At 61.5% G+C, this 24227-nt stretch carries 22 protein-coding genes and 1 tRNA gene; 13 read left to right on the top strand and 10 right to left on the bottom strand.

Translation table 11 applies throughout. The annotated features are described in order from the left end of the window. Positions 1–429: IS5 family transposase (locus tag ACP15K_RS17810; RefSeq protein ID WP_424990092.1), on the top strand; the 429-nt coding region annotated here is incomplete at its 5' end. 540 nt (positions 430–969) lie between these two features. Here ACP15K_RS17810 and ACP15K_RS17815 read toward each other — a convergent pair. The 3 genes from ACP15K_RS17815 to ACP15K_RS17825 form a co-directional block, all read right to left on the bottom strand. After that, entirely contained in the window at positions 970–2253 is a 1284-nt protein-coding gene (locus ACP15K_RS17815; RefSeq protein WP_193142284.1) for a TRAP transporter large permease, read from the bottom strand. Between the two features lie 9 nt (positions 2254–2262). Next, on the bottom strand, positions 2263–2799 hold the full coding sequence (locus ACP15K_RS17820; RefSeq protein WP_193142285.1) for a TRAP transporter small permease: 537 nt from the start codon (positions 2797–2799) through the stop codon (positions 2263–2265). 65 nt (positions 2800–2864) lie between these two features. After that, a complete protein-coding gene (locus ACP15K_RS17825; RefSeq protein ID WP_193142286.1) occupies positions 2865–3848 on the bottom strand; it encodes a TRAP transporter substrate-binding protein in 984 nt (327 codons plus the stop codon). A 290-nt stretch (positions 3849–4138) separates the two neighbouring features. On the opposite strand from ACP15K_RS17825, the gene ACP15K_RS17830 reads away from it, so the two are divergent. After that, entirely contained in the window at positions 4139–5278 is a 1140-nt protein-coding gene (locus tag ACP15K_RS17830) for a Gfo/Idh/MocA family protein (RefSeq protein WP_424991168.1), read from the top strand. A gap of 13 nt (positions 5279–5291) precedes the next feature. Next, the gene (manD, locus tag ACP15K_RS17835; protein ID WP_424991169.1) at positions 5292–6518 is read left to right on the top strand and encodes a D-mannonate dehydratase ManD; all 1227 of its coding nucleotides are present in this window, start codon (positions 5292–5294) and stop codon (positions 6516–6518) included. A 113-nt stretch (positions 6519–6631) separates the two neighbouring features. On the opposite strand, the gene ACP15K_RS17840 is transcribed toward manD, so the two are convergent. Beyond that, positions 6632–8008 carry an MATE family efflux transporter gene (locus ACP15K_RS17840; protein WP_193142289.1) on the bottom strand — a complete coding sequence of 459 codons (1377 nt, stop codon included), beginning with the start codon at positions 8006–8008 and terminating at the stop codon, positions 6632–6634. 84 nt (positions 8009–8092) lie between these two features. Then, complete coding sequence (locus ACP15K_RS17845; protein ID WP_193142290.1) at positions 8093–8785, bottom strand: GntR family transcriptional regulator; 693 nt, start codon at positions 8783–8785, stop codon at positions 8093–8095. A gap of 182 nt (positions 8786–8967) precedes the next feature. Between ACP15K_RS17845 and ACP15K_RS17850 the strand changes: the two genes are divergently transcribed. From ACP15K_RS17850 to ACP15K_RS17895, 10 genes are all read left to right on the top strand, one after another. After that, positions 8968–10071 carry an ABC transporter ATP-binding protein gene (locus tag ACP15K_RS17850; protein ID WP_193142291.1) on the top strand — a complete coding sequence of 368 codons (1104 nt, stop codon included), beginning with the start codon at positions 8968–8970 and terminating at the stop codon, positions 10069–10071. Further along, positions 10068–11063: an ABC transporter permease gene (locus ACP15K_RS17855; protein WP_193142292.1), complete on the top strand. Its 996-nt coding sequence runs from the start codon at positions 10068–10070 to the stop codon at positions 11061–11063. The genes ACP15K_RS17850 and ACP15K_RS17855 overlap by 4 nt, the downstream gene beginning before the upstream one ends. A gap of 13 nt (positions 11064–11076) precedes the next feature. Continuing rightward, positions 11077–11958, top strand: coding sequence for a carbohydrate ABC transporter permease (locus ACP15K_RS17860; RefSeq protein ID WP_193142293.1), 882 nt, complete (start codon positions 11077–11079; stop codon positions 11956–11958). Between the two features lie 30 nt (positions 11959–11988). Further along, positions 11989–13554 carry an extracellular solute-binding protein gene (locus ACP15K_RS17865; RefSeq protein WP_424991170.1) on the top strand — a complete coding sequence of 522 codons (1566 nt, stop codon included), beginning with the start codon at positions 11989–11991 and terminating at the stop codon, positions 13552–13554. Positions 13555–13642: 88 nt separating this feature from the next. After that, positions 13643–15961: a DUF4962 domain-containing protein gene (locus ACP15K_RS17870; protein WP_424991171.1), complete on the top strand. Its 2319-nt coding sequence runs from the start codon at positions 13643–13645 to the stop codon at positions 15959–15961. A 70-nt stretch (positions 15962–16031) separates the two neighbouring features. Beyond that, on the top strand, positions 16032–16364 hold the full coding sequence (locus tag ACP15K_RS17875) for a cupin domain-containing protein (RefSeq protein WP_193142295.1): 333 nt from the start codon (positions 16032–16034) through the stop codon (positions 16362–16364). Positions 16365–16403: 39 nt separating this feature from the next. Further along, positions 16404–17285: an NAD(P)-dependent oxidoreductase gene (locus ACP15K_RS17880; protein WP_193142296.1), complete on the top strand. Its 882-nt coding sequence runs from the start codon at positions 16404–16406 to the stop codon at positions 17283–17285. Positions 17286–17351: 66 nt separating this feature from the next. Next, positions 17352–18095, top strand: a complete 744-nt coding sequence (locus ACP15K_RS17885) for an SDR family NAD(P)-dependent oxidoreductase (RefSeq protein WP_424991172.1) — start codon at positions 17352–17354, stop codon at positions 18093–18095. Between the two features lie 240 nt (positions 18096–18335). Continuing rightward, on the top strand, positions 18336–19181 hold the full coding sequence (locus ACP15K_RS17890) for a peptidyl-prolyl cis-trans isomerase (RefSeq protein WP_424991173.1): 846 nt from the start codon (positions 18336–18338) through the stop codon (positions 19179–19181). Continuing rightward, positions 19178–20194 (top strand): HupE/UreJ family protein, encoded by a 1017-nt coding sequence (locus ACP15K_RS17895; protein ID WP_424991174.1) that lies wholly within the window; start codon positions 19178–19180, stop codon positions 20192–20194. Before ACP15K_RS17890 ends, ACP15K_RS17895 begins: the two co-directional genes overlap by 4 nt. Before the next feature lie 114 nt (positions 20195–20308). Here the strand turns inward: ACP15K_RS17895 and ACP15K_RS17900 are convergent. From ACP15K_RS17900 to ACP15K_RS17920, 5 genes are all read right to left on the bottom strand, one after another. Then, positions 20309–20383, bottom strand: a tRNA-Gln gene (locus ACP15K_RS17900). A 136-nt stretch (positions 20384–20519) separates the two neighbouring features. Further along, a complete protein-coding gene (gene kdsA, locus ACP15K_RS17905; RefSeq protein ID WP_424991175.1) occupies positions 20520–21353 on the bottom strand; it encodes a 3-deoxy-8-phosphooctulonate synthase in 834 nt (277 codons plus the stop codon). 94 nt (positions 21354–21447) lie between these two features. Then, positions 21448–22716, bottom strand: a complete 1269-nt coding sequence (locus tag ACP15K_RS17910) for a Na+/H+ antiporter NhaA (RefSeq protein WP_193142301.1) — start codon at positions 22714–22716, stop codon at positions 21448–21450. Positions 22717–22796: 80 nt separating this feature from the next. Beyond that, positions 22797–23831: a permease gene (locus tag ACP15K_RS17915; protein WP_193142302.1), complete on the bottom strand. Its 1035-nt coding sequence runs from the start codon at positions 23829–23831 to the stop codon at positions 22797–22799. After that, complete coding sequence (locus ACP15K_RS17920) at positions 23806–24162, bottom strand: ArsR/SmtB family transcription factor (protein ID WP_193142303.1); 357 nt, start codon at positions 24160–24162, stop codon at positions 23806–23808. Before ACP15K_RS17920 ends, ACP15K_RS17915 begins: the two co-directional genes overlap by 26 nt. Positions 24163–24227: the final 65 nt, after the last annotated feature.

A 24227-nucleotide genomic window follows, 5' to 3' on the forward strand; every position in this document is an offset into this window, starting at 1 on the left:
GGTTTTGGGCGCTCAAGAGGTGGGTTCACGACCAAGATCCACCTCCGCGTCAACGCGGCAGGCCTGCCCATGAGAACCGAAATCACGCCGGGCCAGACGTCCGATTACATGGGCTTTGATCTGGTCATGGCTGACAATCTGTCCGAGCCAAGCGTCCTGTTGGCCGACAAGGGCTATGATGCTGACAGCATTCGCAAAACAATGGGCGCGCGGGATGTTTTAACCCAGATCCCGATGCGCAAATCCCGCAAAATGCGCGTCGGCGTGGATCACTCTCTGTATTCCCTACGCAACCTGGTCGAGCGATGCTTCAACAAGCTCAAGAATGCCCGCCGCGTCGCCACACGCTACGACAAAACGGCTGAGAGCTTCCTCGGTTTCATAGACATCACGTCAATCCGCCTCTGGGTCCGCCTTTTGTCAACATGACCTAGCAATGTCGGCTTTGAACGTCCCCAAGCCGACTTGCACAACACAAAATTCTTGATCGGAACGGCGCAAGCGAACATCAAATTACGTCGTTGCTGAGCGCTTTGACGTTCCGCTTCTACCAAGCTTCAATCCCAAAAAATCTACTCAACCGCCAAACGCCCGATTAAACGCTTTAGAAGGCGATTTCACATTGCACACACAGTGCACAAGGGTTCATTTAACCTATTGATTTTACGGAATAAGCCGTCCAGTCCATCATCGGCGCGACGGACAATCTGGCGTGTTGGCTTAGGTCCATGTCTTGCATCATCTGTCAGCGGGCGGCGACGGCCGCGACGCCATGATGCCTCCTGGTTGGCGCTTCTGCCACGGCTCTTTGCATAAATTTGCCAGATACGAAAGCGGTCTTCCCCGCCTGCACCGGCATACGTTCAGAAGGTTCATGTCGACCCGTGACAACCGAAGAAAAAGTGGCGCGGGTCCGCCGACCCACGCCACAAACTCGTTACATCCACCACGGCAGCGCCGGTTCAGCCCTTACGGGTTCAGCAAGGCCGGCAAGGTCAGGGACACGGCTGGAACGAAAGTAATCAGCATCAGAGCCACGAGGATCGCGATGTAGAACGGCCAGATCGTGCGGACCGCCTGTTCCATCGGCAGCTTGCCGACCGCACAGCCCACGAACAGACATGATCCGACCGGCGGCGTGCACAGCCCAAGCCCGAGGTTGACCAAGAGGATCATGCCGAACTGGTAGGGATCGACGCCCATGCTGACAGCAACCGGCAGGAAGATCGGCGTACAGATCAGGATCAGCGCCGCCATGTCCATGATCATCCCGAGCACCAGAAGTGCGATGTTGATCATCAGCAGGATGAGGATGGGATTGTCCGTCAATGCGGTCAGCAGGTCGATGGTCTTGTCCGGCACCCGGTAGAAGGTCAGCATATAGGCAAAGGCCCCGGCACAGGCGATCAGGATCATCACCATCGAGGTCGTCCGCACCGATTGCGCAACCGCCGTGCGGAAGTTGGTCCACGTGATGCTGCGATAGACCAGAAGCGTGACGAGGAACGCGTAGATGGCGCCGAAGGCACCCGACTCGGTCACGGTGAACACCCCCGACAGCACGCCGCCGACGATGATCACGGCGGTCAACAGGCCCGGAAGCGCCCCGAGGAAGGCCATCATGAGCGCGGCCCAACCGGGGAATTTCTCGGCCTGATAGCCGCGTTTCACGGCAACGATATAGGCCGCCGCCGCCAGGCAGCAGCACATCAGGACTCCGGGAACAACACCGGTGAGGAACAGTTTGGAGATCGAGATGCCGCCGCCCGCTGCAATGGCGTAGATGATCATGTTGTGGCTGGGCGGGATGATGATGCCGGCGATCGACGAGGTCACGGTCACATTGACCGCGTAGTCCGCATCATACCCCTTTTCCTTCATCACCGGCACAAGGATAGACCCAAGCGCCGAGATGTCGGCCACGGCAGAGCCGGAGATGCCGCCGAACAACATCGACGAGAAGACGTTGACGATGCCCAGGCCGCCACGAACCGCACCGACGGCGGCAGAGGCAAACTTCACCAGCCGCATGGCAATGCCGCCGTGGAACATCAGCTCACCGGCGAAAATGAAGAAGGGGATCGCCATCAGCGAGAAAACGTTGATGCCCGAGATGATCCGCTGAAAACCGATCATCAGCGGCAAGCCTTCGAAGGCAAAGGCCGCAAGCGCAGAGATGCCAAGCGCGAAGGCGACCGGAAGGCCGATCACGACGCAAAGGGCGAACAGGCCGAGAAGAAGGAAAAGTCCCATTGCGGTGCCTTATTGTATGGTGTCGGTGCGCGGGTCACGCCCCAGCGCAAGGCGCGCCAGATGTGCCAGAGCAAACAACATGATGAGGCCGCCACCGATGGTCAGCGGAAGCGATCTGAGGCCTTCAGGAAGCTGGATGAGCGGGATCATGGATCCCCATTTGAATGCGGTGAGCTTGGCACCGTAGATCAGCATCAGCAGACCGAAGCCGGCCATGAGCGCATCGGTCAACACAACGAACACGGTGCGCATCCAGCGCGGGACATAGGTACGGAAGGCAACGACCGCCAGGTGCGTGTTTTCATGCACCCCGACGGCTGCGCCCAGAAAGGCGATGACCATCGTCAGCAGCAAGGCGGCCTGTTCGACCCATGTGGGGGTGGCATTCAGCACATAGCGGCCAAAAACCAGCCAGCCGAAGATCACCGTCAGGACCACGAGCGAGGTGCCCGTGATGATCCGGCAAATCAGGGCAATGGTATCGAGCAGTTTCTCAATCGGCCGCAGAAAATCGCCAGCCGACGAATGGGCGTTCGGATCGCTCATGATGTGTCCCCCAAGTGATGACGGCCCCGCGGGTGTCCCGCGGGGCCGCACATGTCAGCGCAGGTTTACTCGGTAGACTGGATCAACTCGACCAGCGGGCGCAGATCGGGATTGTCCGCAAGATAGGCCTCATAGACCGGCACCATGGCTTCCTGGAAGGGGCCCTTGTCGGCGATCTCGTTGGTGACGACACCGGCCTCTTCCACCAACTTGCGGCTGGAGGCTTCGCGTGCGGCCCAAAGCTCCTGCTGCAGAGCCGCCGATTCCATCGCCGCCTCTTTCACCGCGACTTTCATCTCGTCCGACAGGCCGTTGTAGACATCGGCATTCATGCAGACACATTCCGGGATGATCAGGTGCTGGCTGAGCGAGTAGTAGCCCGCCACCTCGTAGTGGCCGGTGGACTCGTAGGACGGCCAGTTGTTTTCGGCCCCGTCCACAACACCGGTCTTGAGCGACTGGTAGACTTCCGCGAAGGCCATCGGCGACGGGTTGCCGCCCAGTTCAGCGATCATGCCGGAATACAGGTCGTTGTTCATGACCCGCACCTTCATGCCCGTCACATCCTCGGGCACATTGATCGGCTTCTGGCCGTTGTAGAACGACCGCGCACCGGCGTCGTACCACGCCAGCGGCACAAGACCCTTGGCGGCCATGCCCTCGGCAATGGCCTGCCCGCCTTCCCCGTTCAGAACGCGGAACATGTGCGGTACGTCCTTGAAGATAAACGGCAAGGACACGACATTTGCCTCGGCCGCGATCGGTCCGATGGGGCCGAGGTTGAAGTTGGCAACCTCCAGCGCACCCAGGCGCACCTGCTCGATGGCGTCGGACTGGCTGCCCAGTGTGCCACCGTGGAACATCTGCAGGGTGATTTCGCCATCGGTCTTCTCGGCAAGAAGTTCGGCGAACTTGTCCATTGCAACGGTGTTCGGGTATCCATCAACGTGGATATTCCAGCCGCGCCAGTTGTCTGCCATCGCGGCAGAGCCCAGCAAGGTTACAGCGGCAACCGCCCCGACGATTGATGCGCCAAGTTTTTGATACATGAGATCCTCCCTTTTTTTAACCAATGACGTTTGACCTGAACGAACAAATGCGCTGACACTAAGTCAGTTCGACACTCCCCCGCGCCAAGCCATCGTCAGCACGTCCTCCAACGTGCGGATGCCCTATAGGCTACTAGCATATCAGTTCTGTCAAGTGGAAATCTTTCGGACGGTGAGAAAGCCAGTAAGGGTCAGCTTTCCTGCTGTTTGAAGACCGTTCCGGGATTGCCCTCGACTGCGGGTGATTCTAGTATACTAGTCGTCCTTATGTCAATTCGGGAGATCCACGCATGAACGAAGCACTGAAAGTTCTGGTTCATGGGACCGGATTCGCGGGTGCGGGTCATGCCGAGGCCTTCCGCGCCGCGGGTGCCAAAATTGTCGGTATCGTCGGACGCACGCAAACCGTCGTCGAGGACGTCGCCCGCAAACTGGACATCCCCTATGCCGGTACCGATTGGGAAGCCGCATTGGAAGAGTGCACCCCCGATATCGTGTCCATCGCCACGCCGGGCGGCGCGCACTATGACCCCATCAAGCAAGCCATCGCGCAGGGTTGTCACGTGTTCTGCGACAAGCCGATGACCACCACGGGCGCCACAGCGCAGGAGCTTCATGAGCTCGCGCAAGCCAGGGGCGTCAAGACGGCCTTTGCCGCAAGTTTCCGTTACACCGCCAGCGTGCAACACGCCAAACGCCTTGTCGCCGAAGGCGCGATCGGCGAGCCAACCGAGGTCGAGTGCATCTCGCATTTCAATCTGGAACGCGAGATTCCCTTCGGCTGGTCGCACCGTGCCGAAGATGGCGGCGGACGCCTGAACAACAACTTTACCCACACGCTATCCATCGTTACGGCGGTGGTCGGCGACAAGATCACCCGCATTGCCGGGGACGTGCGCGACGACCTGATCCGCGCGCCGATTGTCGACGGCGTGCATAATTTCGCCACCCGCCGCGACTTCATCCCGAAGGATCTGGACGACCCCAAGCTGCAATGGGGCGAAAGCAACGTCGAATGGTCTTACACCGTCATGGCCAGGATCGACAGCGGCCTGGCGGAACGCCCCGTGTCGGTTCTGTTCAAGCACGGGGGATTGGTGCCCCGGTTTCACAAGGATCACATCGTGTTCTATGGCACCAGGGGCGCGATCTATCTGGAAGGCCATTACGGCAGCGGGCAGCTTCATTTCTATAGCGAAGACAAGATTTGGACCGCCCTGCCCCTGCCCGCCGATATTGCCGATGCCGTGCCCGATGTGGCCGGCGAAACCGAACAATGCTGGCATGTCCTGGCCCGCGATTTCGTTGGTGACATTCGGGGCGACGTGGTCGACCCCTACCCCACCTTTGCCGAGGGCAGCCAGTATCAGCAGATCATTGATCTGATCAGCACCAGCGACACCTGGATCGATGCGCCCGATCTGACCTGAAAAGGACAAACCTGTGAAAATCACCGATGCAAAGGTCTTTGTTGGCGGACCGAGGAAGAACTATGTCACCTTGAAGATCATGACCGATCAGGGGGTCTACGGGTTAGGCGATGCCACGCTGAACAACCGCGAAACGCTGCCCGCGAAGTACCTGAAAGACTACCTGATCCCGAACCTGATCGGGATGGATCCGCGCAACAGCGAGGACATCTGGCAATTCCTCTATCGCGGGGCCTATTTCCGGGGCGGCCCGATCGCGATGGCCGCTTTTGGGGCCATCGACATGGCGCTGTGGGACATCAAAGGGAAGTTGGCGAACATGCCACTGTACCAGCTTTTCGGCGGGAAAAGCCGTGACGGCGCGATGGTCTATGCCCATGCCACCGGCGCCGATCTGGAAGACCTGATGGACTCCATCGCCCAGTATGTCGAAGAGGGCTACAAGGCGATCCGCGTCCAATGCGGCATCCCCGGCATGCCCACGGCCAGCTATGCGGTGCCGGAAAAAAAGGGCGACACGAAGAACTATATCACCGACTACACTGGCATCCGACCCAAGGTCGAGATCTGGGACACCGACAAATACATGCGCTACATGCCCGGCGCGCTGGCCGAGATTCGCGACCGTTTCGGGCCGGACATCCATATCCTGCACGACGTTCATCACCGGCTGCTGCCGCGTGAGGCCGCGGAATTCGCCAAGGCCGTGGAGCCCGTGCGCCTGTTCTGGATGGAAGATCCGACCCCGGCCGAGAATCAGGACGCGCTGCGGCTGATCCGTCAGCATTCGACCACGCCCATCGCCATCGGCGAGGTGTTCAACTCGATCTGGGACTGCAACAAGCTGATCGAGAACGAGTTGATCGATTACATCCGCCTGGCCGCGACCTATGTCGGCGGCATCACGCCGCTGAAGCGAATCGTCGATCTGGCGGGCCTGCACAACGTGCGCACCGGGTTTCACGGCGCGCCCAGCCACTCGCCCATTTCCATGGCCGCCCAGCATCACCTGAATGCCTGGGCCCCGAATTTCGGCGTGCAGGAATACCTGGTGCTGGGCACCCCCGAATGCGACGCGCTGTTCCCGTCAGAGCATCGGATGGAGAACGGCATGGTGTATGTCAGCGACGCGCCGGGCTTGGGCGTGGATTTCGACGAGGCCGAGGCCGCGCGCTACACCTACACGCCGGGCAGTCACCCGGTCGTGCGGCTGGAAGACGGGACCATGTGGAACTATTGAAACCGGTAGACTGCTGCCGAAGTCGTCGGCCTCAGGACGCCTGCGACGGCGCGCGATGCCCATGGCACAGATGAGGCCGTGATCATTTCGGCCTCACCCTGACCGGCCCCAAATCACGCCGCCAGTTCCGCCCGTTTCCAGTCCCCTTTCAGCAGCCGCCTGTGGAACGCCGGGAACTTGACCAGTTCCTCCAACAACAGGATCGACAGCACCCAGAAGACAGGCACCTGAAAATACAGGACCGCGATCGCCGTGGCCGGGACGCGGAACAGCCATTGTGACCAGATGAAAACATGCATGACATAGATCGTGTCGCCACTGGCCCGCAGCGTGTTGCCGCAAATGGCGTTCGAACATTTGGGAAACGGCAGGATCACCAGGATCGGCAGGAAGCTCAGCAAATAGGCGCGGGTCTCGACGCTCAGATCTGCATAGATCACGCCCGCCGACAGACACACGCCACTGTAGACCAGTGCAACGCAGGCCGCCGCCACGAAGGCGCCGCGCCAGGCGCTGCCAAGGAACCGGTCCAGCACCGCCTCGGGCTGCCGTTGACCCAGAAGCTGGGCCACGATGATGCCCGACGCCTGCGCCCATTGCATCCCGATGGTGCCCGCAACCATGATCCACGGCGCGATGATCGTCATGGCCGCGAATTCGTTCAGGCTCATCCTGGCGTAGATCAGGGTGCAGAACTGGGCGGCGAAAGTCGCGCTGAAGAAGGTCGCGGCGATGGGCAGGGAAAAGGCAAGGTGTCGTTTGATTGTTGCGTTGAGTGTTCCATTGCGCCAACCGACGACGTGGCGCAGCGGACCATCAAGGCGGACCAGCCGCCAGACCAGGAACCCGACCTGCACGCACACCGCGATGGCGCTGCCCATCGCCGCCCCAGTCACGCCGAACGCCGGCAGGCCGAAAAGGCCGTGGATCAGCACGATGCTGGCCGCCACATTGATGGGAAGAGACAGGCAGAAGCTGTAGAGTGGCAGCTTGGTCCGGCCACAGCCATTGAAGAAGCTCGACAGGCACTGCCCCACCGCCTCCCCCAGGATGACCAGCGAGAAGACCGCGAGATAGTTGATCGCCAACCCGGCCACCTCGGCCGTGGGGGCCATTGCGTCAAGGAGCCTGCCCCCGAACAGCGAGATCACCAGCAAGCCAATGCTGCCGACCGCAAGGCTGATCGCCATGCCCGCAACCAGCACCGATTTCAGGAATACGGGATCATTGGTGCCATAGGCCTGAGCCGTGCGGATCTGCATCGCGTTCGAAAACGCCAGGATCCCGCCCAGCACGAACCCCGCGATTGCGGCGGCCAGCCCCATGGCGGCCAGTGCGGTTTCGCCAAGGGACGACACCAGATAGGCGTCGATCACCACCGTCCCGTGCAGGATGATGGCTTTCAGCGTCATCGGCCAGGCCAGATGGAAGACATTGCGCGCCCCAAAGCCCGGGATCGTCGACGTGTCATGCGTGGATTTGGGTGTCATGAATGTCCATCACTGGCAGGCCCGTTGGGGAACTCCCCCACGGACGCCTTGCCGAGTTCGCGGCCCACTGGGGCCGACGCGTGATTACTCGTCCACAGGTTCGAAGTAGTTGGCGTTGGTTTCGGTGATCCGGCGGATGGTGTCATCCAGCCGCGACAGGTGCAGTACCCCTGCCTCGATCGCCCGCGCGGCGTCATGGGCTTTGACGGCCTCGGCAATGGCGCGATGGTCCGCCACCAGTTCGGGCATGCGATCCTCTTTCGACAGGCTCAACATGCAAAGACGGTCGACTTTGGCCTTCTCTAGAAGGATCACGTCGAACACGAAATCTGCCTTGGCGATGTTGCACAGCTTGCGGTGAAACTCGTAGTCGAGCGCACCGAAGCTTTCGACGTCGCGCTTCTCGATGGCGACCTCCTGTTCGGCCAGCGCTGCGTCCAGTTCGGCCGCGTTGATGGCATTGCAATACTCCGACGCGCGCCGCAGCACCTCCTTCTCGACCGAGGCCCTGACGAAGCGGGATTTTTCGATCTCGCGCATGGAAAAACGCTTCACTTCGGTGGCGCGCTGCGGACGGATCAGCAACAGATCAAGGTTCGCCAGACGACTGAAGGCATCGCGCACGGGCTGCCGCGAGACACCGAATTGTGCCGCGATATCCGCCTCGGAAATCTTGTCGCCGGGCCGCAGCTGCAACGACAGGATCTCGTCGTGCAGATAGTCGAAAATATCGTCGACGCTGGTCCGCCGAACGCCAAGCTGGGTTGCCTGAGCCATGGTGTCCACCTTCCTGAAACTCGTCTCTCTGCCACGGTTCATTCGCGGCTTTCTGAATGATCTACAGCAATTCGAACTAGTATACCAGCATAATTACTAGTATACCAGTTTTCACCGAGCGCCGAATCAAGCGCGTGACCGCGTTGTGTCACGGGAGAAGGCGCAGATAGTGGGGAGGGAACATGTCCGGCGTCAGTCTCAAGGGCATCATAAAGGCCTACGGTGCGGTTCAGGTGGTCCACGGGATCGACCTGGAAGTTCAGGAAAAGGAATTCGTCGTCCTTGTCGGCCCATCGGGCTGCGGCAAGTCGACAACGCTGCGCATGATCGCAGGGCTGGAAGAGATCTCGGACGGGGAACTGACAATCGACGGTCGCTTCGTGAACCGGGTTGCCCCCAAGGATCGCGACGTGGCGATGGTGTTCCAGAACTACGCGCTTTATCCCCATCTGAACGTGGCGGACAACATCGCCTTCGGTCTGCGCATCCGCAAGGAAAGCAAGGAAACCATCGCCTCTTCGGTGGACGAGGTCGGGGAAATCCTTGGCCTGACCCCCTATCTGGATCGCCGCCCGGCCGACCTGTCCGGCGGCCAGCGACAGCGTGTTGCCATGGGGCGTGCCATCGTCCGGCGGCCCAAGGTCTTCCTGTTCGACGAGCCGCTGTCCAACCTTGATGCCAAGCTGCGCACCCAGATGCGCGCCGAAATCAAGCGGCTGCACAAGCGTCTGGGCGTGACTTCGATCTATGTGACCCACGATCAGGTCGAAGCCATGACACTCGCCGACCGGATCGTTGTCATGCATGACGGGCGCATCGAACAGGTCGGCACGCCGATGGACCTGTTCCTGAATCCGGCCAACACCTTCGTCGCCTCCTTCCTTGGCTCGCCGCCGATGAACATGGTCAAGGCCACGATTGTGGCCGGGGATCAGGGGCCCGTCGCCGAGTTCGACGGCCAAAGCCTGCCGCTGGCGCAAATTCCCGCGCTTCAGAATTCGGTGGGCAAGGCCGTGACCCTGGGCATTCGCCCCGAGTTCGTGACCGTCGCAGCATCCGGCACGCCCGGCTGCGTCAATGTCGATGTGGACCTGGTAGAGACCCTCGGCTCGGAGGCGCTGATTCACGCCAGCCTGCAGGGCGACCCCTTTGTCATCCGGACCGAGACCCTGGGCCACCTGGGCATGCTGGGCGACATTTCCGGCTTCACCATCGAACCGGACCTGATCCGCGTCTTTGACGCCGAAAGTGGCGCGGCGCTGCCTGGTCAGGGGACGAAGACATGAGCAGCGATCCGAATTTCACCGGCCCGCGCACCGAGGGTCTCGTCACCGAGGCCAAAGAGGCGCTGCGCCGCCGTAAGCCCGGCCGCATCGAACGCGTGGGCGATCATCTGAAGCGGGAATGGCAGCTCTACCTGTTGCTGATCCCGACAATCCTGTGGCTGCTGGTCTTCCTTTACAAGCCGATGTACGGGCTGCAGATCGCCTTCAAGGACTACAGCGTCTTCCGCGGCCTCGCAGCCAGCCCCTGGGTCGGCTTCGAACACTTCCAGACCCTTTTCGGGAACGACCAGTTCCTGCGGGCCCTGCGCAACACCATCTACATCAGCATGCTGAGCCTGATCTTCGGCTTTCCCATGCCGATCATCCTGGCGGTGATGTTCAACGAAATCCTGCACCAGACCTTCAAGAAGACGGCGCAGACCATCGTCTACCTGCCGCACTTCATCAGTTCGGTGATCATCGCGGGCATCGTCATCACGGCCTTCTCACCCTCGGCAGGGATCGTGAACACGGTGATGGGATGGTTCGGGCTGGAACCGATCTACTTCCTGACCAAATCCGAATGGTTCCGTCCGATCTTTGTCGGCACCTCGATCTGGCAAGAAGCCGGGTTCCAATCCATCGTCTACCTTGCCGCGATCGCGGGCATCTCTCCCACACTGTATGAATCCGCAGTCGTGGACGGCGCCAGCCGCTGGCAAATGGTCTGGAAGATCACCGTGCCATCGATCCTGCCGACCATCATCATCATGCTGATCATCCGCATCGGCAACATGCTGGAAGTCAGCTTCGAGATGATCATCCTGCTCTACCAGCCTGCGACCTACGAGACGGCGGATGTGGTGAACACCTTCATCTACCGGCAGGGCATCCAGGGAGGACAATACGATCTGGCCGGTGCCGCAGGACTGTTCAACGCCGTGGTCGCCTTCGTTCTGGTGATGACTGCAAACACCATTTCCAAGCGCTATTCGCGCACGTCGCTGTGGTGAGGAGGCCAGACCAATGCTGAACATGAACCTCTATTCGCGTGGCGACAAACTGTTCGTCGTCACCAACATGGTCCTGATCGGACTGTTCACGATCTCGACGCTCTATCCGTTCATCTACATCGCGTCACTGTCGATGAGCACAGGCTTCGAAGCCCGCGCCGGCAATGTGACCCTGACCCCGGTCGGGTTCACGCTGGAAGCCTACAAGCAGGTGCTGAGCGAGCCGTTGTTCTGGAGTTCGTACAAGAACACCTTCATCTACACCATCGGCGGCACCCTGATGAGCCTCGCGTTCATCATCCCCGGCGCCTATGCCCTGTCGCGGCCGCAACTGTACGGTCGGCGGTTCTGGAACCTGATGGTGGCCTTCACCATGTGGTTCCACGCCGGGATGATCCCCTTCTTCCTGAACATGCGCGACCTGGGTCTGCTGGACAGCTACTTCGGGATCATCATTGGCTTCGCGGTCAACGGCTTCAACATCATCCTGCTGCGCAACTTCTTCGAAGGCATCCCGCAGAGCTTTGAAGAAGCCGCCCGGATGGATGGCGCCAACGAATTCCAGGTGCTGTGGAAGGTCTATGTGCCGCTGTCGAAACCGGCCATCGCAACCGTAGCGCTGTTCTGCATCGTGTCGCGCTGGAACGGCTTCTTCTGGGCCATGGTGCTGCTGCAGGATGAAGAGAAAATTCCGCTGCAGGTCTATCTGCGCAAGGTCATCGCCGAACTGTCCGATGACGAGGAATTCGCAACATCGCTGCTGTCTGCCGCCTATTCGTTCGAAACGGTCAGCGCCGCGATCATCGTCTGCTCGATCATCCCGATCCTGCTGATCTACCCCTTCCTTCAGAAGTACTTCAGCAAGGGCATCCTGCTGGGTGGGGTGAAGGAATAACCAGAAAACATCGCATTAAGGGAGGACTCCATGCGAACGTTCAAACTGTCACTCGCCATCCTTGGCACCACCGCCTTGACGGCACCGGTCTTCGCCGATGATCAATTGCCCATCGTCGACAAACCGCTGGAACTGACGATCCACATGCACTGGCCGCGTGCCCAGGGCTATGGGCCCGGTGGCGACACCAACACGCTCTACCCGGTCGAAGTGGTTGCGCGCGAGCGGACCAACATCCACCTCGTTGACGAAACCTCTGGCCGCAACACGACCGACAACAACGAGGCGATGAACCTGCTTCTGGCCAAAGGCGACCTGCCCGACATCGTTGGCGGCAACCTGATCCGGCAGCCGGTCAACCAGTACGGCCCCGAAGGCGCCTTCCTGCCGCTGAACGAGCTGGTGGATGAGCATGCGCCCAACATCAAGAAGTTCTGGGAAGAGCATCCGGGCCTGAAGGAAGCGATCTCGGCCTATGACGGCAACTACTACTACATCCCCTACCTGCCGGATGGCAAATACGGTCGCGCTTGGTTCATCCGTCAAGACTGGCTAGATGCGCTTGGCCTTCAGCAACCGCAGAATGTCGATGAACTCTACGACGTCATGGTGGCCTTCCGCGATCAGGACCCGAACGGCAACGGTGAAAAGGACGAAGTTCCGTATTTTGCCCGCGACTGGGAAGAAGTGAACCGTCTGCTGACGCTGTGGGATGCCCGTTCGTCCGGGTCGGACATATACCATGACTTTTACGTCACCGATGACGGCCAGATCGCGCACCCCTATGCGCAGGACGCTTATCGCGAGGGGATTGCGAACATCGCGAAATGGTACGAAGAAGGCCTGATCGACGCCGAGATATTCACTCGCGGATCGTCCTCACGCGACTTCCTGCTGGGCGAGAACCTGGGCGGCGTGACCCATGACTGGTTCGCATCGACCAGCGGCTACAACGCAGCACTGGCCGACAAGATCGAAGGCTTCAACTTCATCCCGTTCCTGCCGCCGGCATCGGTGGGTGGGGTGCGGATGGAAGAGCACCGCCGTATTCCGATCAAGCCGGACGGCTGGGCAATTTCCTACACCAACGAGCACCCGGTCGAGACCATCAAGTATTTCGACTTCTGGTTCTCCGAGGAAGGCGCGCTGCTGGCCAACTTCGGTGTCGAAGGCAAGACCTGGGACATGGTGGATGGCGAGCCGATCTACAAACCCGAAGTGCTGAACTCCGCCACGCCGGTGAACAGCCAGATGTATCTGGAAGGGGCGCAGGTCTATCGCGGCTACCCGCAGGACTACCGCTATGAATGGCAGTGGACCTCGCCGGCGGCCCGCGAAGGCATCGAGCTTTACGATACCGAAGACCTGCTGGTCGACCAGTTCCTGGGCGTTGCCTTCAACAAGGATGAACAGGCGGTCTACGACAAGTACTGGCCGTCGATCCGGACTTACATGCTGGAGCGCAACCAGGCGTGGATCCTTGGCAGCGGCGACGTCAATGCGGATTGGGATGCCTACATCTCGACCCTCGAAAAGATGGGCTACCAGAAGGTTCTGGACGTCATGAACTCGGCCTATGCACGCCAGTACGGCTGATCTGTCCACCTGACATCGACGCGTGGCCGGATTTGGCTGGCCACGCGCACCCCCTCATTCAATCCTCTGACACGCAAGGACCTCTTCCATGCTCGCCACCACGCATCCCAAGCTCGACGAACCCAAGGCGGGCCGGTTGACGATCCAATACGCCCCGACGTCGGACACAGACGTTGCGGAAAATCCGCCGCGCTTTACATGGCTGCCGGTGATCGAGGACGAGGCGCACTACGTGCTGCGCATTTCGCAGGACGCAAAATTCCCCGCCAAGGAAACCCGGGTCTTTGCCAATATCCCGGTGAACTTCTTCACCCCCGATGTCGCCTTTGCGCCGGGAGAGTATCATTGGTCCTATGCGGTCTGCGACGCGGCCGGAAAGCCCGTCACCGGCTGGAGCACCACCCGCAGCTTCACGCTTGCCGAAGGCCTGCCCGAAACACCCCTGCCCGCGCGGGCCACGCGATTTGCGGCCTCCACCACCGCGCATCCGCGGCTCTGGATGACGCCGGAACGCCTGGTCGAGTTCCGCAAGGCCGTCGAGGCCGATCCGAACCATTGCACCTGGTCCACCTTCTATGAGGGGTCCGTCCTGCCGTGGATGGATCGCGAGGTGATGAAAGAGCCTGCGGGCTATCCCAACCACACGCGGACGGCCCCGGTCTGGCGCCAGACCTATATCGACCTTCAGGAACTGTGGTACGCCATCCGGCACCTGGCCATCGGCGGAACGGTCACCAATGATGCCGCGATGCTGGACCGCGCCAAGGCATGGCTGCTGGAGGCCGCAAGCTGGGATCCCATGGGGGTCACCTCGCGCGCCTATACCGACGAATGGGCCTACCGCGTGAACAACGCGCTCGCCTGGGGCTATGACTGGCTTTACGACCACATGGACGAAGACGAGCGCAAGATCGTACGCGCCGCCCTGCTGGAACGGACCCGCGACATTGCCGAACACGCGATCTTGAACGCCAAGATCCACCTGTTCCCCTATGACAGCCACGCGGTGCGCTCGGTCTCGCTGACGCTGGTGCCGGCCTGTATTGCGCTTCTGGGAGATGACGAGGATAACGAGGCCCGCGCGTGGCTGGATTACTGCGTCGAGTTTCTGTTCACCGTCTACACCCCGTGGGGCGACAAGGATGGCGGCTGGGCCGAAGGCACGAACTACTGGATGATGGGCATCGCCTATCTGATCGATGCCGCCAACCGTCTGAAATCCTTTTCCGGGATCGACATCTACAAGCGGCCCTTCTTCCAGAAGACCGGGGATTTCCCGCTGTTCTGCAAGGCCCCGAACACGCGCCGCGCCACCTTTGGCGACGACAGCACGCAAGGCGACCTGCCCGCCATCAAGACCGGGCTGAACATGCGCCAGTTTGCAGGCGTCACGGGCAACGGCGCCTACCAATGGTATTGCGACGAGAACCTGCGCCTGAACCCGGGCACCGAGATGGCCTTCTATAACTGGGGCTGGTGGGACACGCGCTTTGACGAGATGGTTTACCGCACGGATTTCCCCTTTGTCGAAGCCACCCCCCCCGAAAGCGGCATGCGCCATTTCGAAGGCATCGGCTGGGTCGGGATTCAGCACGCGATGGACGATCCCGACCAGCATGTGCAGTTCGTGTTCAAGTCCAGCAAGTTCGGCTCGATCAGTCACAGCCACGGCGATCAGAACGCATTCTGCATGGCTGCCTATGGCGAGGATCTGGCGATCCAGTCTGGTTATTACGTGGCCTTCAACTCGTCCATGCATCGCACCTGGCGGCGCCAGACGCGGTCCAAGAATGCCATCCTGATCAATGGCAAGGGCCAATACGCTGACAAGGACAAGGCCATGGCGATGGCCGCGACCGGCCGGATCATCACCGCCGAGGAACGCGACGATCATAACTATATCAAGGGCGACGCGACCCCGGCCTATCGCACCCTGTCGCCCGAGGTGACGCTGGCCGAGCGCGAGGTCTATTTCGTCCGCAACTCGTACTTCGTCATCGTCGACAGCGTCGATGCGGAGACGCCGGTCTCGGTCGACTGGCTGCTGCACGCCAACGCCCCCTACGATCTGGGCAAGACCTCGTTCCGCTACACCGGCGAACGCGCGGGCTTTTACGGCCAGGTCATCTGGTCCGAGGCTGGCAAGCCGCAACTGACGCAGGAAACCGGCTTTCCGGGCGTCAATCCGGCGGATTACGAAGGGCTGCCGGTCAGCACCTGCCTGCATGCGCAGTACCCCGAAGCCACCCGGCACCGCATCGCAACCTTGCTGGTGCCCTACAAGCTGAGCGCGCCGAAGCGGATCTTCCACTTCCTCGACGATCAGGGCTACGACGCCGACCTCTACTTCAGCGACCCGGAAGAAAACACCTTCCGCGTCGTGATGAAGAAATTCGCCAAGACCTGACGCACCCCGAAACAGGGGCGCGCGGGCCACCACCCCCGCCCCACCGCAATGCACGACACGGAGACCGACAATGACCGTAAAGAACCTGTTTCCCGGCGCTGAAAACAAGCTGTTCGACGCCGGAGGCGGGCTGACACGAAAGGTCGCCGCCTTCAACGACAACCTGATGATCGTCGAGGTGCACTTCGAGACCGGCACGGTAGCAGCGCGTCACAGCCATCCGCACGAACAGATCACCTATGTCATTTCGGGCAAGTTCGAGTTCACCGTCGGCGATGAGACCTATGTCATTTCCGCCGGCGACTCCCTGTACAAGCAACCCGATATCGTCCACGGGGCGACCTGTCTTGAAGCGGGCACACTGCTCGATGTCTTCACGCCGCATCGCGAAGATTTTCTCTGAACCAACAATCACAAAGAACAGACTTAGGGAGTACACGGCATGACCAAACCCGTCATCGGCTTCATTGGCCTCGGCCTCATGGGCGGCAATATGGTGGAGAACCTTCAGAACAGGGGGTTCGAACTGGTCGTGATGGACCTCAACAAGGATGCCGTGGCAACGGTTCTGGCCCGTGGCAACGCCACCGAGGCCGCCTCGCCCCGGGAATTGGCCGCGGCCAGCGATATCGTGATGCTCTGCCTGACCACATCCGAGGTCGTCGAGAAGATCGTCTACGGGGACAACGGCATTCTGGCGGGCATCAAGGACGGCGCCGTACTGATCGATTTCGGCACCTCCATCCCCGCCTCGACCCGCAAGATCGGGGCCGATCTGGCCGCGAAAGGCGCGGGCATGGTTGACGCCCCGCTGGGCCGCACCCCGGCACATGCCAAGGACGGCTTGCTGAACATCATGGCTGCCGGCGACAAGGAGACCTTCGAGAAGGTCAAGCCGGTGCTCGACCAGCAAGGCGAAAACGTCTTCTACCTGGGCGCGCTCGGCGCGGGTCATGTGACCAAACTGATCAACAACTTCATGGGCATGACCACCGTCTGCACCATGAGCCAGGCCTTCGCCGTGGCCGACCGGGCCGGGGTCGATCGCCAGCAGCTTTTCGACATCATGTCGACCGGCCCGTCGAACTCGCCATTCATGGCGTTCTGCAAGAACTATGCGGTCGATGGCGTCAGCGATCTTGGCTTCTCGATCAACAACGCCAACAAGGATCTGGGCTATTTCCTGAAGATGGCCGAGGACATGGGCACGCGCGCCGAGATTGCCGAAGGTACCTCGAACAACCTTCAGGCCGCCGTCGCCGCCGGCATGGGGGATGGGAACGTTCCGGAAATCTTCGACTATTTCCTGAAGCTGGAAAGATAGGTCGAAGGTCGGTTAAAAACCACGACACGGCCGTGCGGTCATCCATTCAAGATAGGACAAGAAACCATGAAACTGCAGGGTAAAACCGCAATCGTCACCGGCGGCGGTCGTGACATCGGGAGGGCGTGTGCCATCAAGCTCGCCTCGGAAGGCGCGAACGTGGCGATCAACTATTTCGCCAGCAGCGCCGGGGCCGAGGAAACCGTGGCAGAGATTGAAAACAACGGCGGCAAGGCCATCGCGCTTCAGGGTGACCTGTGCAAGGCCGCAGATGTGCAGGCGCTGGTGGCGAAGACGGTCGAAACCTTCGGCGACGTCGATGTCCTGGTCAACAACGCGGGCGGCCTGATCGCGCGCAAGACCATTTCCGAAATGTCACTTGAGCATTGGCAGGCGGTGATGGACCTGAACGTGACCAGCACCTTCCTGATGATCAAAGCCTGCCTGCCGCACCTGAAAGCGGGCGCCATCGTCAACATTGCCAGCCAGGCAGGCCGCGATGGCGGCGGCAACGGCGCAGTGGCCTATGGCACCTCCAAGGGTGCGATCATGACCATGACCCGCGGACTTGCAAAGGAACTGGGGCCGGACATCCGCGTCAACGCGCTGTGCCCGGGCATGATCGACACCGATTTCCATAACATCCACACCCCTGATGCGGGCCGCCGTGGATTGGAAGCCGCAGCACCGCTCAAGCGACAGGGCGTGCCCGAGGACGTGGCCAACCTGGTGCTGTTCCTTGCCAGCGACGACGCCGGGTATCTCACCGGAACCAACGTCGACATCAACGGCGGGATGCTGTTCTCGTAACCAATACGGTCGGCGACCATGGCAGCGCCCGGTCATTCCGCGCGCTGTCCCGCCGGCCGATCCCATGCCTTGACCAGAGGGGACTGGATGTCGCGACGGCCAGGGTCTGGGGTCGGACGGCTTCCGGCTATTCTTCATGGATTGCACAGGCTTGCCGCCACCATCGGTGAGACAAGATATGACCTTGCAATCCCCGTCCAGCGAAAGTCACATGTGGCATCCCTAACGCTGGTGACGCCCTTGGCACGCATTCTTCGCGAACCCCTCCTGCACTTTGCCGTCTTTGCGGTGATCCTGTTTGTCGTCTACGCAATCCGCAACGACGACGCGCCGCCGCCCCCCTCACAAGACGCCATCTTGATTTCCCAGGACGACGCGCGTGCCTTGGCCCAGCAGTTTGCCGGTGTCTGGAACCGCCAGCCCGTGCAAGAGGAACTCGACACCCTGATTGCCTCATATGTCGACGAGGAGGTTCTGGTGCGCGAAGCCTTGAAGCTGGGGCTTGATCGCAATGATCCGGTCATCCGCAATCGGTTGCGCCAGAAAATGATGTTTCTCGCGGAATCCGAGTCCCAGACGCTGGTGCCCGACGACACGGTTCTGGAACAGTATTTGCAGGCCAATCCCGAACGGTTTTCCAACCCGGGCCAGATAACATTCCTGCAGGTGTATCTGGGCGAGACACCGTCCCAGGAAGCCGTCCGGCGAAGCCGCGCTCTGTTGGCCGACGGTCAGGATCCCGCACAGGTCGGTGCCAACACGCTTCTGCCCGTGGCGATGGAGGCGGCCCTGCCCCAGCAGGTGGATCGCCTGTTCGGCACGGGCTTCTTTGAAGGTATGGCGCAGGTGGCGGACACCGAATGGGCCGGCCCCATCCGCTCGGGCTACGGCCTGCACCTTGTGCGGATTACGGATCGCGTTGCCCCGCTCCAACCCTCACTTTCCGAAGTGCGCGACGACGTGCTGGCGGACTGGCGTCGGGAGCAGTCCCAGATCCTTGCCGACGCCTATCTGGCCGCGCTGCGAGACACCTATGACATCGCCCTGCCCGATACGACCCAATTGCAGGACATCGTGACGCAATGAGATGGCTGGCCGCAATGGGGTTCCTGGTGGTGATGCTGGTCGCGGCGATGCCCAATGCCACGCGCGCCCATGCCCTTGATCCCGGTTACCTGAGCCTCGAGCAATTGTCCGGTCAAAGCTGGCGCGTGTTCTGGCGCAAGCCGGATGTCAGTGGCAGACCCATGCGCATCGATGCCCGTTTGCCCGCGTTCTGCACGCCCACAACCGGGCCGGTTCCCTATTCCGATGGCAAGGCCTGGGTGTCTCAGTGGCAAGCGACCTGTAGCGAGACATTGCAGGGGGCGACAATCGTCATCGAAGGTCTGGAAAACACCCGAACGGATGTTCTTGCGCGCCTTCAGACTGCGGACGGAACGGTGATCACCTCGCGTCTGACCGCCGATGCCCCCAGCCTTGTGGTGCCCGAACAACTCTCTGGTCTGGCGGTGTTCTGGCAGTACCTCGTGCTGGGTTGGGAGCATATCCTGGAAGGGCTGGATCATCTGCTGTTCGTCTTTGCGCTTCTGGTGCTGGTGCAATCGCCGGGGCGCTTGCTGGGGGCCATTACGGCCTTCACGGTGGCACATAGCATCACGCTGGCAGCGGCATCGCTGGGGCTGCTGTCGGTACCCTCGCCGCCGGTCGAGGCCGCTATTGCCCTGTCTATCGTGCTGTTGGCGGTAGAGATCCTGAAACAAGGCGACGGCAAACCGTATCTGACCGCCAACGCGCCATGGATTGTCGCCTTCCTGTTCGGGCTTCTGCATGGCCTTGGATTTGCAGGTGCGCTGTCTGAAATCGGCCTGCCCGCCGGGGACATCCCGCTGGCCCTTCTGGCCTTCAATCTGGGGGTCGAGGCGGGGCAACTGACCTTCGTCGCCGGAGTGCTCGCGGTGTTCCTGGTGGTGCGGTGGATGGCTCCCGTGCTGGCCAGGGCGTTCCATGCCCCCGGCGCACCCGGCACGAAAGTCCTTGGCTACGCCATCGGGGGGGTGTCGGTGATCTGGCTGACAGAGCGGGTGGCCGGCTTCTGACCAGGGCGCTGGCCGGCGCGACTCGCATCGACACCATCCAGCGCGGGCCCAGGACTCACGATCACGCGCGCGTCCTTCGCACAGTCGTACAGATCTAAACCTTTAGAAGGAAAGTGGCTGGGGTGGTAGGATTCGAACCTACGATACACAGTACCAAAAACTGCTGCCTTACCACTTGGCTACACCCCAACGTGGGGGCGTATCTACGGTTTTGGTTCGGGCAGCGCAAGACGTTTATCGAAGTTTTTTGCACCGCCCGAAGGCATTTTTTTGCCTGCCCTCGCGACAGGTTCGCGAGACCGGCGCGACCCGGTCCGTGCGCACCTCAGACGCGCAGCGGATCGGCCTTGGCCAGCGCGTCGAACTGCATCAACGACGCCACCAGCGCCGGCATCTGGTCCAGCGGGATCATGTTCGGTCCATCCGACGGGGCGGTGTCCGGGGCCTCGTGGGTTTCGATGAAAACGGCCCCGATTCCCAGCGACACGGCACAGCGGGCCATGACCGGCGCAAACTCCCGCTGACCGCCCGAGGAACCGCCCTGCCCGCCCGGTTGCTGCACTGAATGGGTGGCGTCCATCACCACCGGATAGCCGGTCTTGGCCATGGTTGGCAGCCCGCGCATATCGGCCACGAGGGTGTTGTAGCCGAAGCTGGTGCCGCGCTCGGTCAGCAGAATGCGGTCGTTGCCGGTGCTTTCCACTTTCTTGACGACATTCACCATATCCCAGGGTGCCAGGAACTGGCCTTTCTTGATGTTGATGACCGCGCCGGTGTTGCCCGCCGCCACCAGCAGGTCGGTCTGGCGACACAGGAAGGCGGGGATCTGCAGGATGTCCACGGCCTCGGCCACCGGGGCGCATTGGGCTTCGGAATGGATGTCGGTCAGGGTCGGCACATCGAATTCGCGCCGGATTTTCGCCAGAACCTCCAGGCCGGCGTCCATCCCCAGCCCGCGCTTGCCCGAGACCGAGGTCCGGTTGGCCTTGTCATAGGACGCCTTGAAGACATAGCCGGCGCCGGCGGCGGCGCAGGCCTTCTTCATCGCCTCGGCAATCATCGCCGCGTGGTCATAGCTTTCCAGCTGGCAAGGCCCGGCGATGACGGTCAGCGGGCTGTCATTGCCGATGGTCAGATCGCGGATGGTGACGGTTTTCATCGTAAGGCTCTCCTGCCTGCGCATGTCGGTTGGCTTTCAGATAACACCCCCTGCCCGAGATACCAGTGGGCAGGGGACGGGGCTGGGCGGCGGGTCAGCCCGGCAACTCGCGCTTCTGCACGCCGGTCAGCTTGCCCGCCACGATCGAGATGATGGCGGCGGCGAAACTGAACAGCGCGCCCATCTTCGCGGCCTCCTGCACGGCACCGCCATCGAAGGCCACGGTGGCGATGAACAGCGAAACGGTAAAGCCGATGGCGGCCACGCAACCGATCACGAACAGGTCGATGGTCCGCATTCCCTCGGCCAGACCCAGCCGCAAGGGTCCGGCGGCAAACCAGCCAAAGGCCAGGATGCCGATGGGTTTGCCCACCAGCAACCCGGCCAGCACCAGGATCGTGGGCGCGCCGATGGAGGAAAACTCGACGCCCGCGTTCATCAGGCCGAAGAAGAACAGCACCATTTCGACGGGGTACTTCAGCCCGTGTTCGATCTTGTTCAGCAAGTCGTGCAGATGCGCCTCGGCGGCCGAGAAGATGCCGAAGGCGCGATCCGCATGGGGAATCGCGGGTACGACCGGCAGCAAGCCCAAGGCCGGGTGCAGGCCGCTTTCCTGAAAGCCGTACCAGCTGAGCGCACCGGCCACCGCATAGGGCCAGAAGCCCAGCGTCTTGCGCACCCAGGTCGAATTGCGGCGCAACTGGTCACCACGGTCCAGACGGCGCGGCAGGTAGTTGAACAGCAGGAACACGCCCAGTGACGCGCCCAGCGACAGCAGCAGCCATTCAGGTGCCAGTTCGCCACTGGGATAAAAGATCGCCAGAATGATCAGCCCCGCCGCATCGTCGGCAATCGCCAGCAGCAGCAGGAACCGCACCGCGGGGTGGCCCGCGCCAAAGACGATGCGCCCCACCAGGTAGGAAAAGGCGATATCGGTGGCCGTGGGGATTGCCCAGCCGCGCGACACCGCGTCGTAGACATCGCTGCCCAGAAAGGCTGCCAGCCCCAGATAGACGGCGACCGGCCCGACCATGCCCCCGGCGGTGGCAAACAGCGGGGTGGCCGCCTTCTTGCCGCGCAACGAGCCGTTTTCAAGGATGATCGCTTCCCAGACTTCCTTGGCCGCGATGGCAAAGAAGAAGGCCATCAGCACGTCGTTCACAAGGTAATGCAGGGTCAGGGTGCGATGCACATGGCCATGTTCGTCCAGATGGGCGTGGCCGATGAAGAAGTCGTCCACCAGAACGAACTCGACAAAATCATGATAGCTGTGGGGGTTGAGATTGGCCCAGACCAGCGCCAGCACGGCACCGGCAATCAGCAGCAGGGAGTAGTTGGTGACGAAATTCCAGACCCGGTACATGTGCCCCCCGTTACGTACATGTGACTAGGGCGAGCCTAACCGATGGCTCGCCCTTGGCAACAGAAGGATGGCTCAGCAGGTCAGGCGATGGCCGCCCAGGCAAAGCCCGCCGCGACAGCGCCGGACAGCCCCAGCACGGCATAGGCGGCAAAGACCCGCGGCTTGACCAGCGCCCAGACCGCCACCGCCGCCGGGATGCAACTGACCCCGCCCGCAACCACAAAGGACATGGCGGCACCGGGGCTCATGCCCTGTTCCAGCAGACCGCCCACCAGTGGCACGGCGGCATAGCCGTTCAGATAGGCCGGAGCCCCCACCAGCGCGCCCAGAAGGATCGGGCCAGCGCCCTGCCCGCCCAGCACCTGCGCAATCAGATCGGCGGGCACATAGCGCAGCATCAGGGATTCCAGCAGATAGGCCAGCGCCAGCCACTTCAGCAGGAAAATGGAATTGTCACGCACGGTGGTGCCAAAGGTCGCGCGGCGGGCCGGATCGCCCCAGAATTTCCAGACCGGCTTGTCATCCACGGGCGCGTGGCTGGAGCAACAGCCGGTCCGCGCCGGACGGGTCCGCAGCGGATCGACAAAGACCGGCGACCTGGCAAAGACCATCACCGTCAGCCCGCCAAGGATCCCCAGCGACACCGCGACCACGGTCTTTGCAATTGCGAAGTCCAGCCCGATCGCACCTGCGGTGATGGCAAACATCGCTGGATCCATCAGCGGAGAGGCCAGCCAAAGCGCCATGACCGCCGACAGCGGGGCCCCAAGCGCCAGAAGCCCGGCGATGAAGGGAATGATCTCGCACGAACAGAACGGCGACAGCCCGCCCATCAGCGCGGCCAGAAAGATCATCCGCAATTCGCGCCCGTGGAAGGCGGCGGCCACCAGATGCTCGGCCCCAGTGGCTTTCAGATAAGCCACGGCCAGCACCGCAAAAGCGATATAGGGTGCGGTATGCGCCAGCGAGGATACGGTGGATGCCGCGATCCCGCCCAGGGCGGCGGCGTCCAGCACCGCCACTGCCGCGAACACGACCGCAAAGGCCAGAAGCACCTTGTCCAGACGCCGCCACAGGGCGGGCAGCGGTCTAGGCGCGGTTGAGAGATCGGTCATGATCATGATCCTTGTGAGGCGCCTTGGCATCGGCGCAGCAATTGGTCAGCAAAAAGGTCGAGAGGTTCTTGACCTCGTCATAGGCGGCCGCGGCGCACACCGTGGCACGGCCAATCTTGGTCTGGGAGATGAGCCCCGCCTGCGCGAGGATCTTCAGGTGATGCGTCAGGGTCGAGCCGCGCACGCCGCAGCGTTGCCCCAGCTCGCCGATCACCAGCCCTTCGGGTCCGGCCCGAACCAGCGTGGCAAGCACTGCAAGGCGCTGCTCGGATCCGAGGGCGGCAAAGGCCGAGGCGGCCTTGATGAGGTCGAGTTCAGATATTGGTTCCATATTTCTATATTTATCGAAATGTCGAAACAATGCAATGAGTCGTTGTCGCGCCCTTCATCCTGCCT

Source organism: Fluviibacterium sp. S390, assembly GCF_049800695.1.
Lineage (GTDB): Bacteria > Pseudomonadota > Alphaproteobacteria > Rhodobacterales > Rhodobacteraceae > Meridianimarinicoccus.

Coding starts and splice junctions, on each gene's coding strand:
- ACP15K_RS17870 (WP_424991171.1), top strand. CDS start 13,643: ATGCTCGCCACCACGCATCCCAAGCTCGACGAACCCAAGGCGGGCCGG.
- ACP15K_RS17830 (WP_424991168.1), top strand. CDS start 4,139: ATGAACGAAGCACTGAAAGTTCTGGTTCATGGGACCGGATTCGCGGGT.
- ACP15K_RS17895 (WP_424991174.1), top strand. CDS start 19,178: ATGAGATGGCTGGCCGCAATGGGGTTCCTGGTGGTGATGCTGGTCGCG.
- ACP15K_RS17850 (WP_193142291.1), top strand. CDS start 8,968: ATGTCCGGCGTCAGTCTCAAGGGCATCATAAAGGCCTACGGTGCGGTT.
- ACP15K_RS17920 (WP_193142303.1), bottom strand. CDS start 24,162: ATGGAACCAATATCTGAACTCGACCTCATCAAGGCCGCCTCGGCCTTT.
- ACP15K_RS17825 (WP_193142286.1), bottom strand. CDS start 3,848: ATGTATCAAAAACTTGGCGCATCAATCGTCGGGGCGGTTGCCGCTGTA.
- ACP15K_RS17855 (WP_193142292.1), top strand. CDS start 10,068: ATGAGCAGCGATCCGAATTTCACCGGCCCGCGCACCGAGGGTCTCGTC.
- ACP15K_RS17840 (WP_193142289.1), bottom strand. CDS start 8,008: ATGACACCCAAATCCACGCATGACACGTCGACGATCCCGGGCTTTGGG.
- ACP15K_RS17815 (WP_193142284.1), bottom strand. CDS start 2,253: ATGGGACTTTTCCTTCTTCTCGGCCTGTTCGCCCTTTGCGTCGTGATC.
- kdsA (WP_424991175.1), bottom strand. CDS start 21,353: ATGAAAACCGTCACCATCCGCGATCTGACCATCGGCAATGACAGCCCG.
- ACP15K_RS17910 (WP_193142301.1), bottom strand. CDS start 22,716: ATGTACCGGGTCTGGAATTTCGTCACCAACTACTCCCTGCTGCTGATT.
- ACP15K_RS17875 (WP_193142295.1), top strand. CDS start 16,032: ATGACCGTAAAGAACCTGTTTCCCGGCGCTGAAAACAAGCTGTTCGAC.
- ACP15K_RS17845 (WP_193142290.1), bottom strand. CDS start 8,785: ATGGCTCAGGCAACCCAGCTTGGCGTTCGGCGGACCAGCGTCGACGAT.
- ACP15K_RS17860 (WP_193142293.1), top strand. CDS start 11,077: ATGCTGAACATGAACCTCTATTCGCGTGGCGACAAACTGTTCGTCGTC.
- ACP15K_RS17915 (WP_193142302.1), bottom strand. CDS start 23,831: ATGACCGATCTCTCAACCGCGCCTAGACCGCTGCCCGCCCTGTGGCGG.
- ACP15K_RS17885 (WP_424991172.1), top strand. CDS start 17,352: ATGAAACTGCAGGGTAAAACCGCAATCGTCACCGGCGGCGGTCGTGAC.
- ACP15K_RS17865 (WP_424991170.1), top strand. CDS start 11,989: ATGCGAACGTTCAAACTGTCACTCGCCATCCTTGGCACCACCGCCTTG.
- ACP15K_RS17880 (WP_193142296.1), top strand. CDS start 16,404: ATGACCAAACCCGTCATCGGCTTCATTGGCCTCGGCCTCATGGGCGGC.
- ACP15K_RS17820 (WP_193142285.1), bottom strand. CDS start 2,799: ATGAGCGATCCGAACGCCCATTCGTCGGCTGGCGATTTTCTGCGGCCG.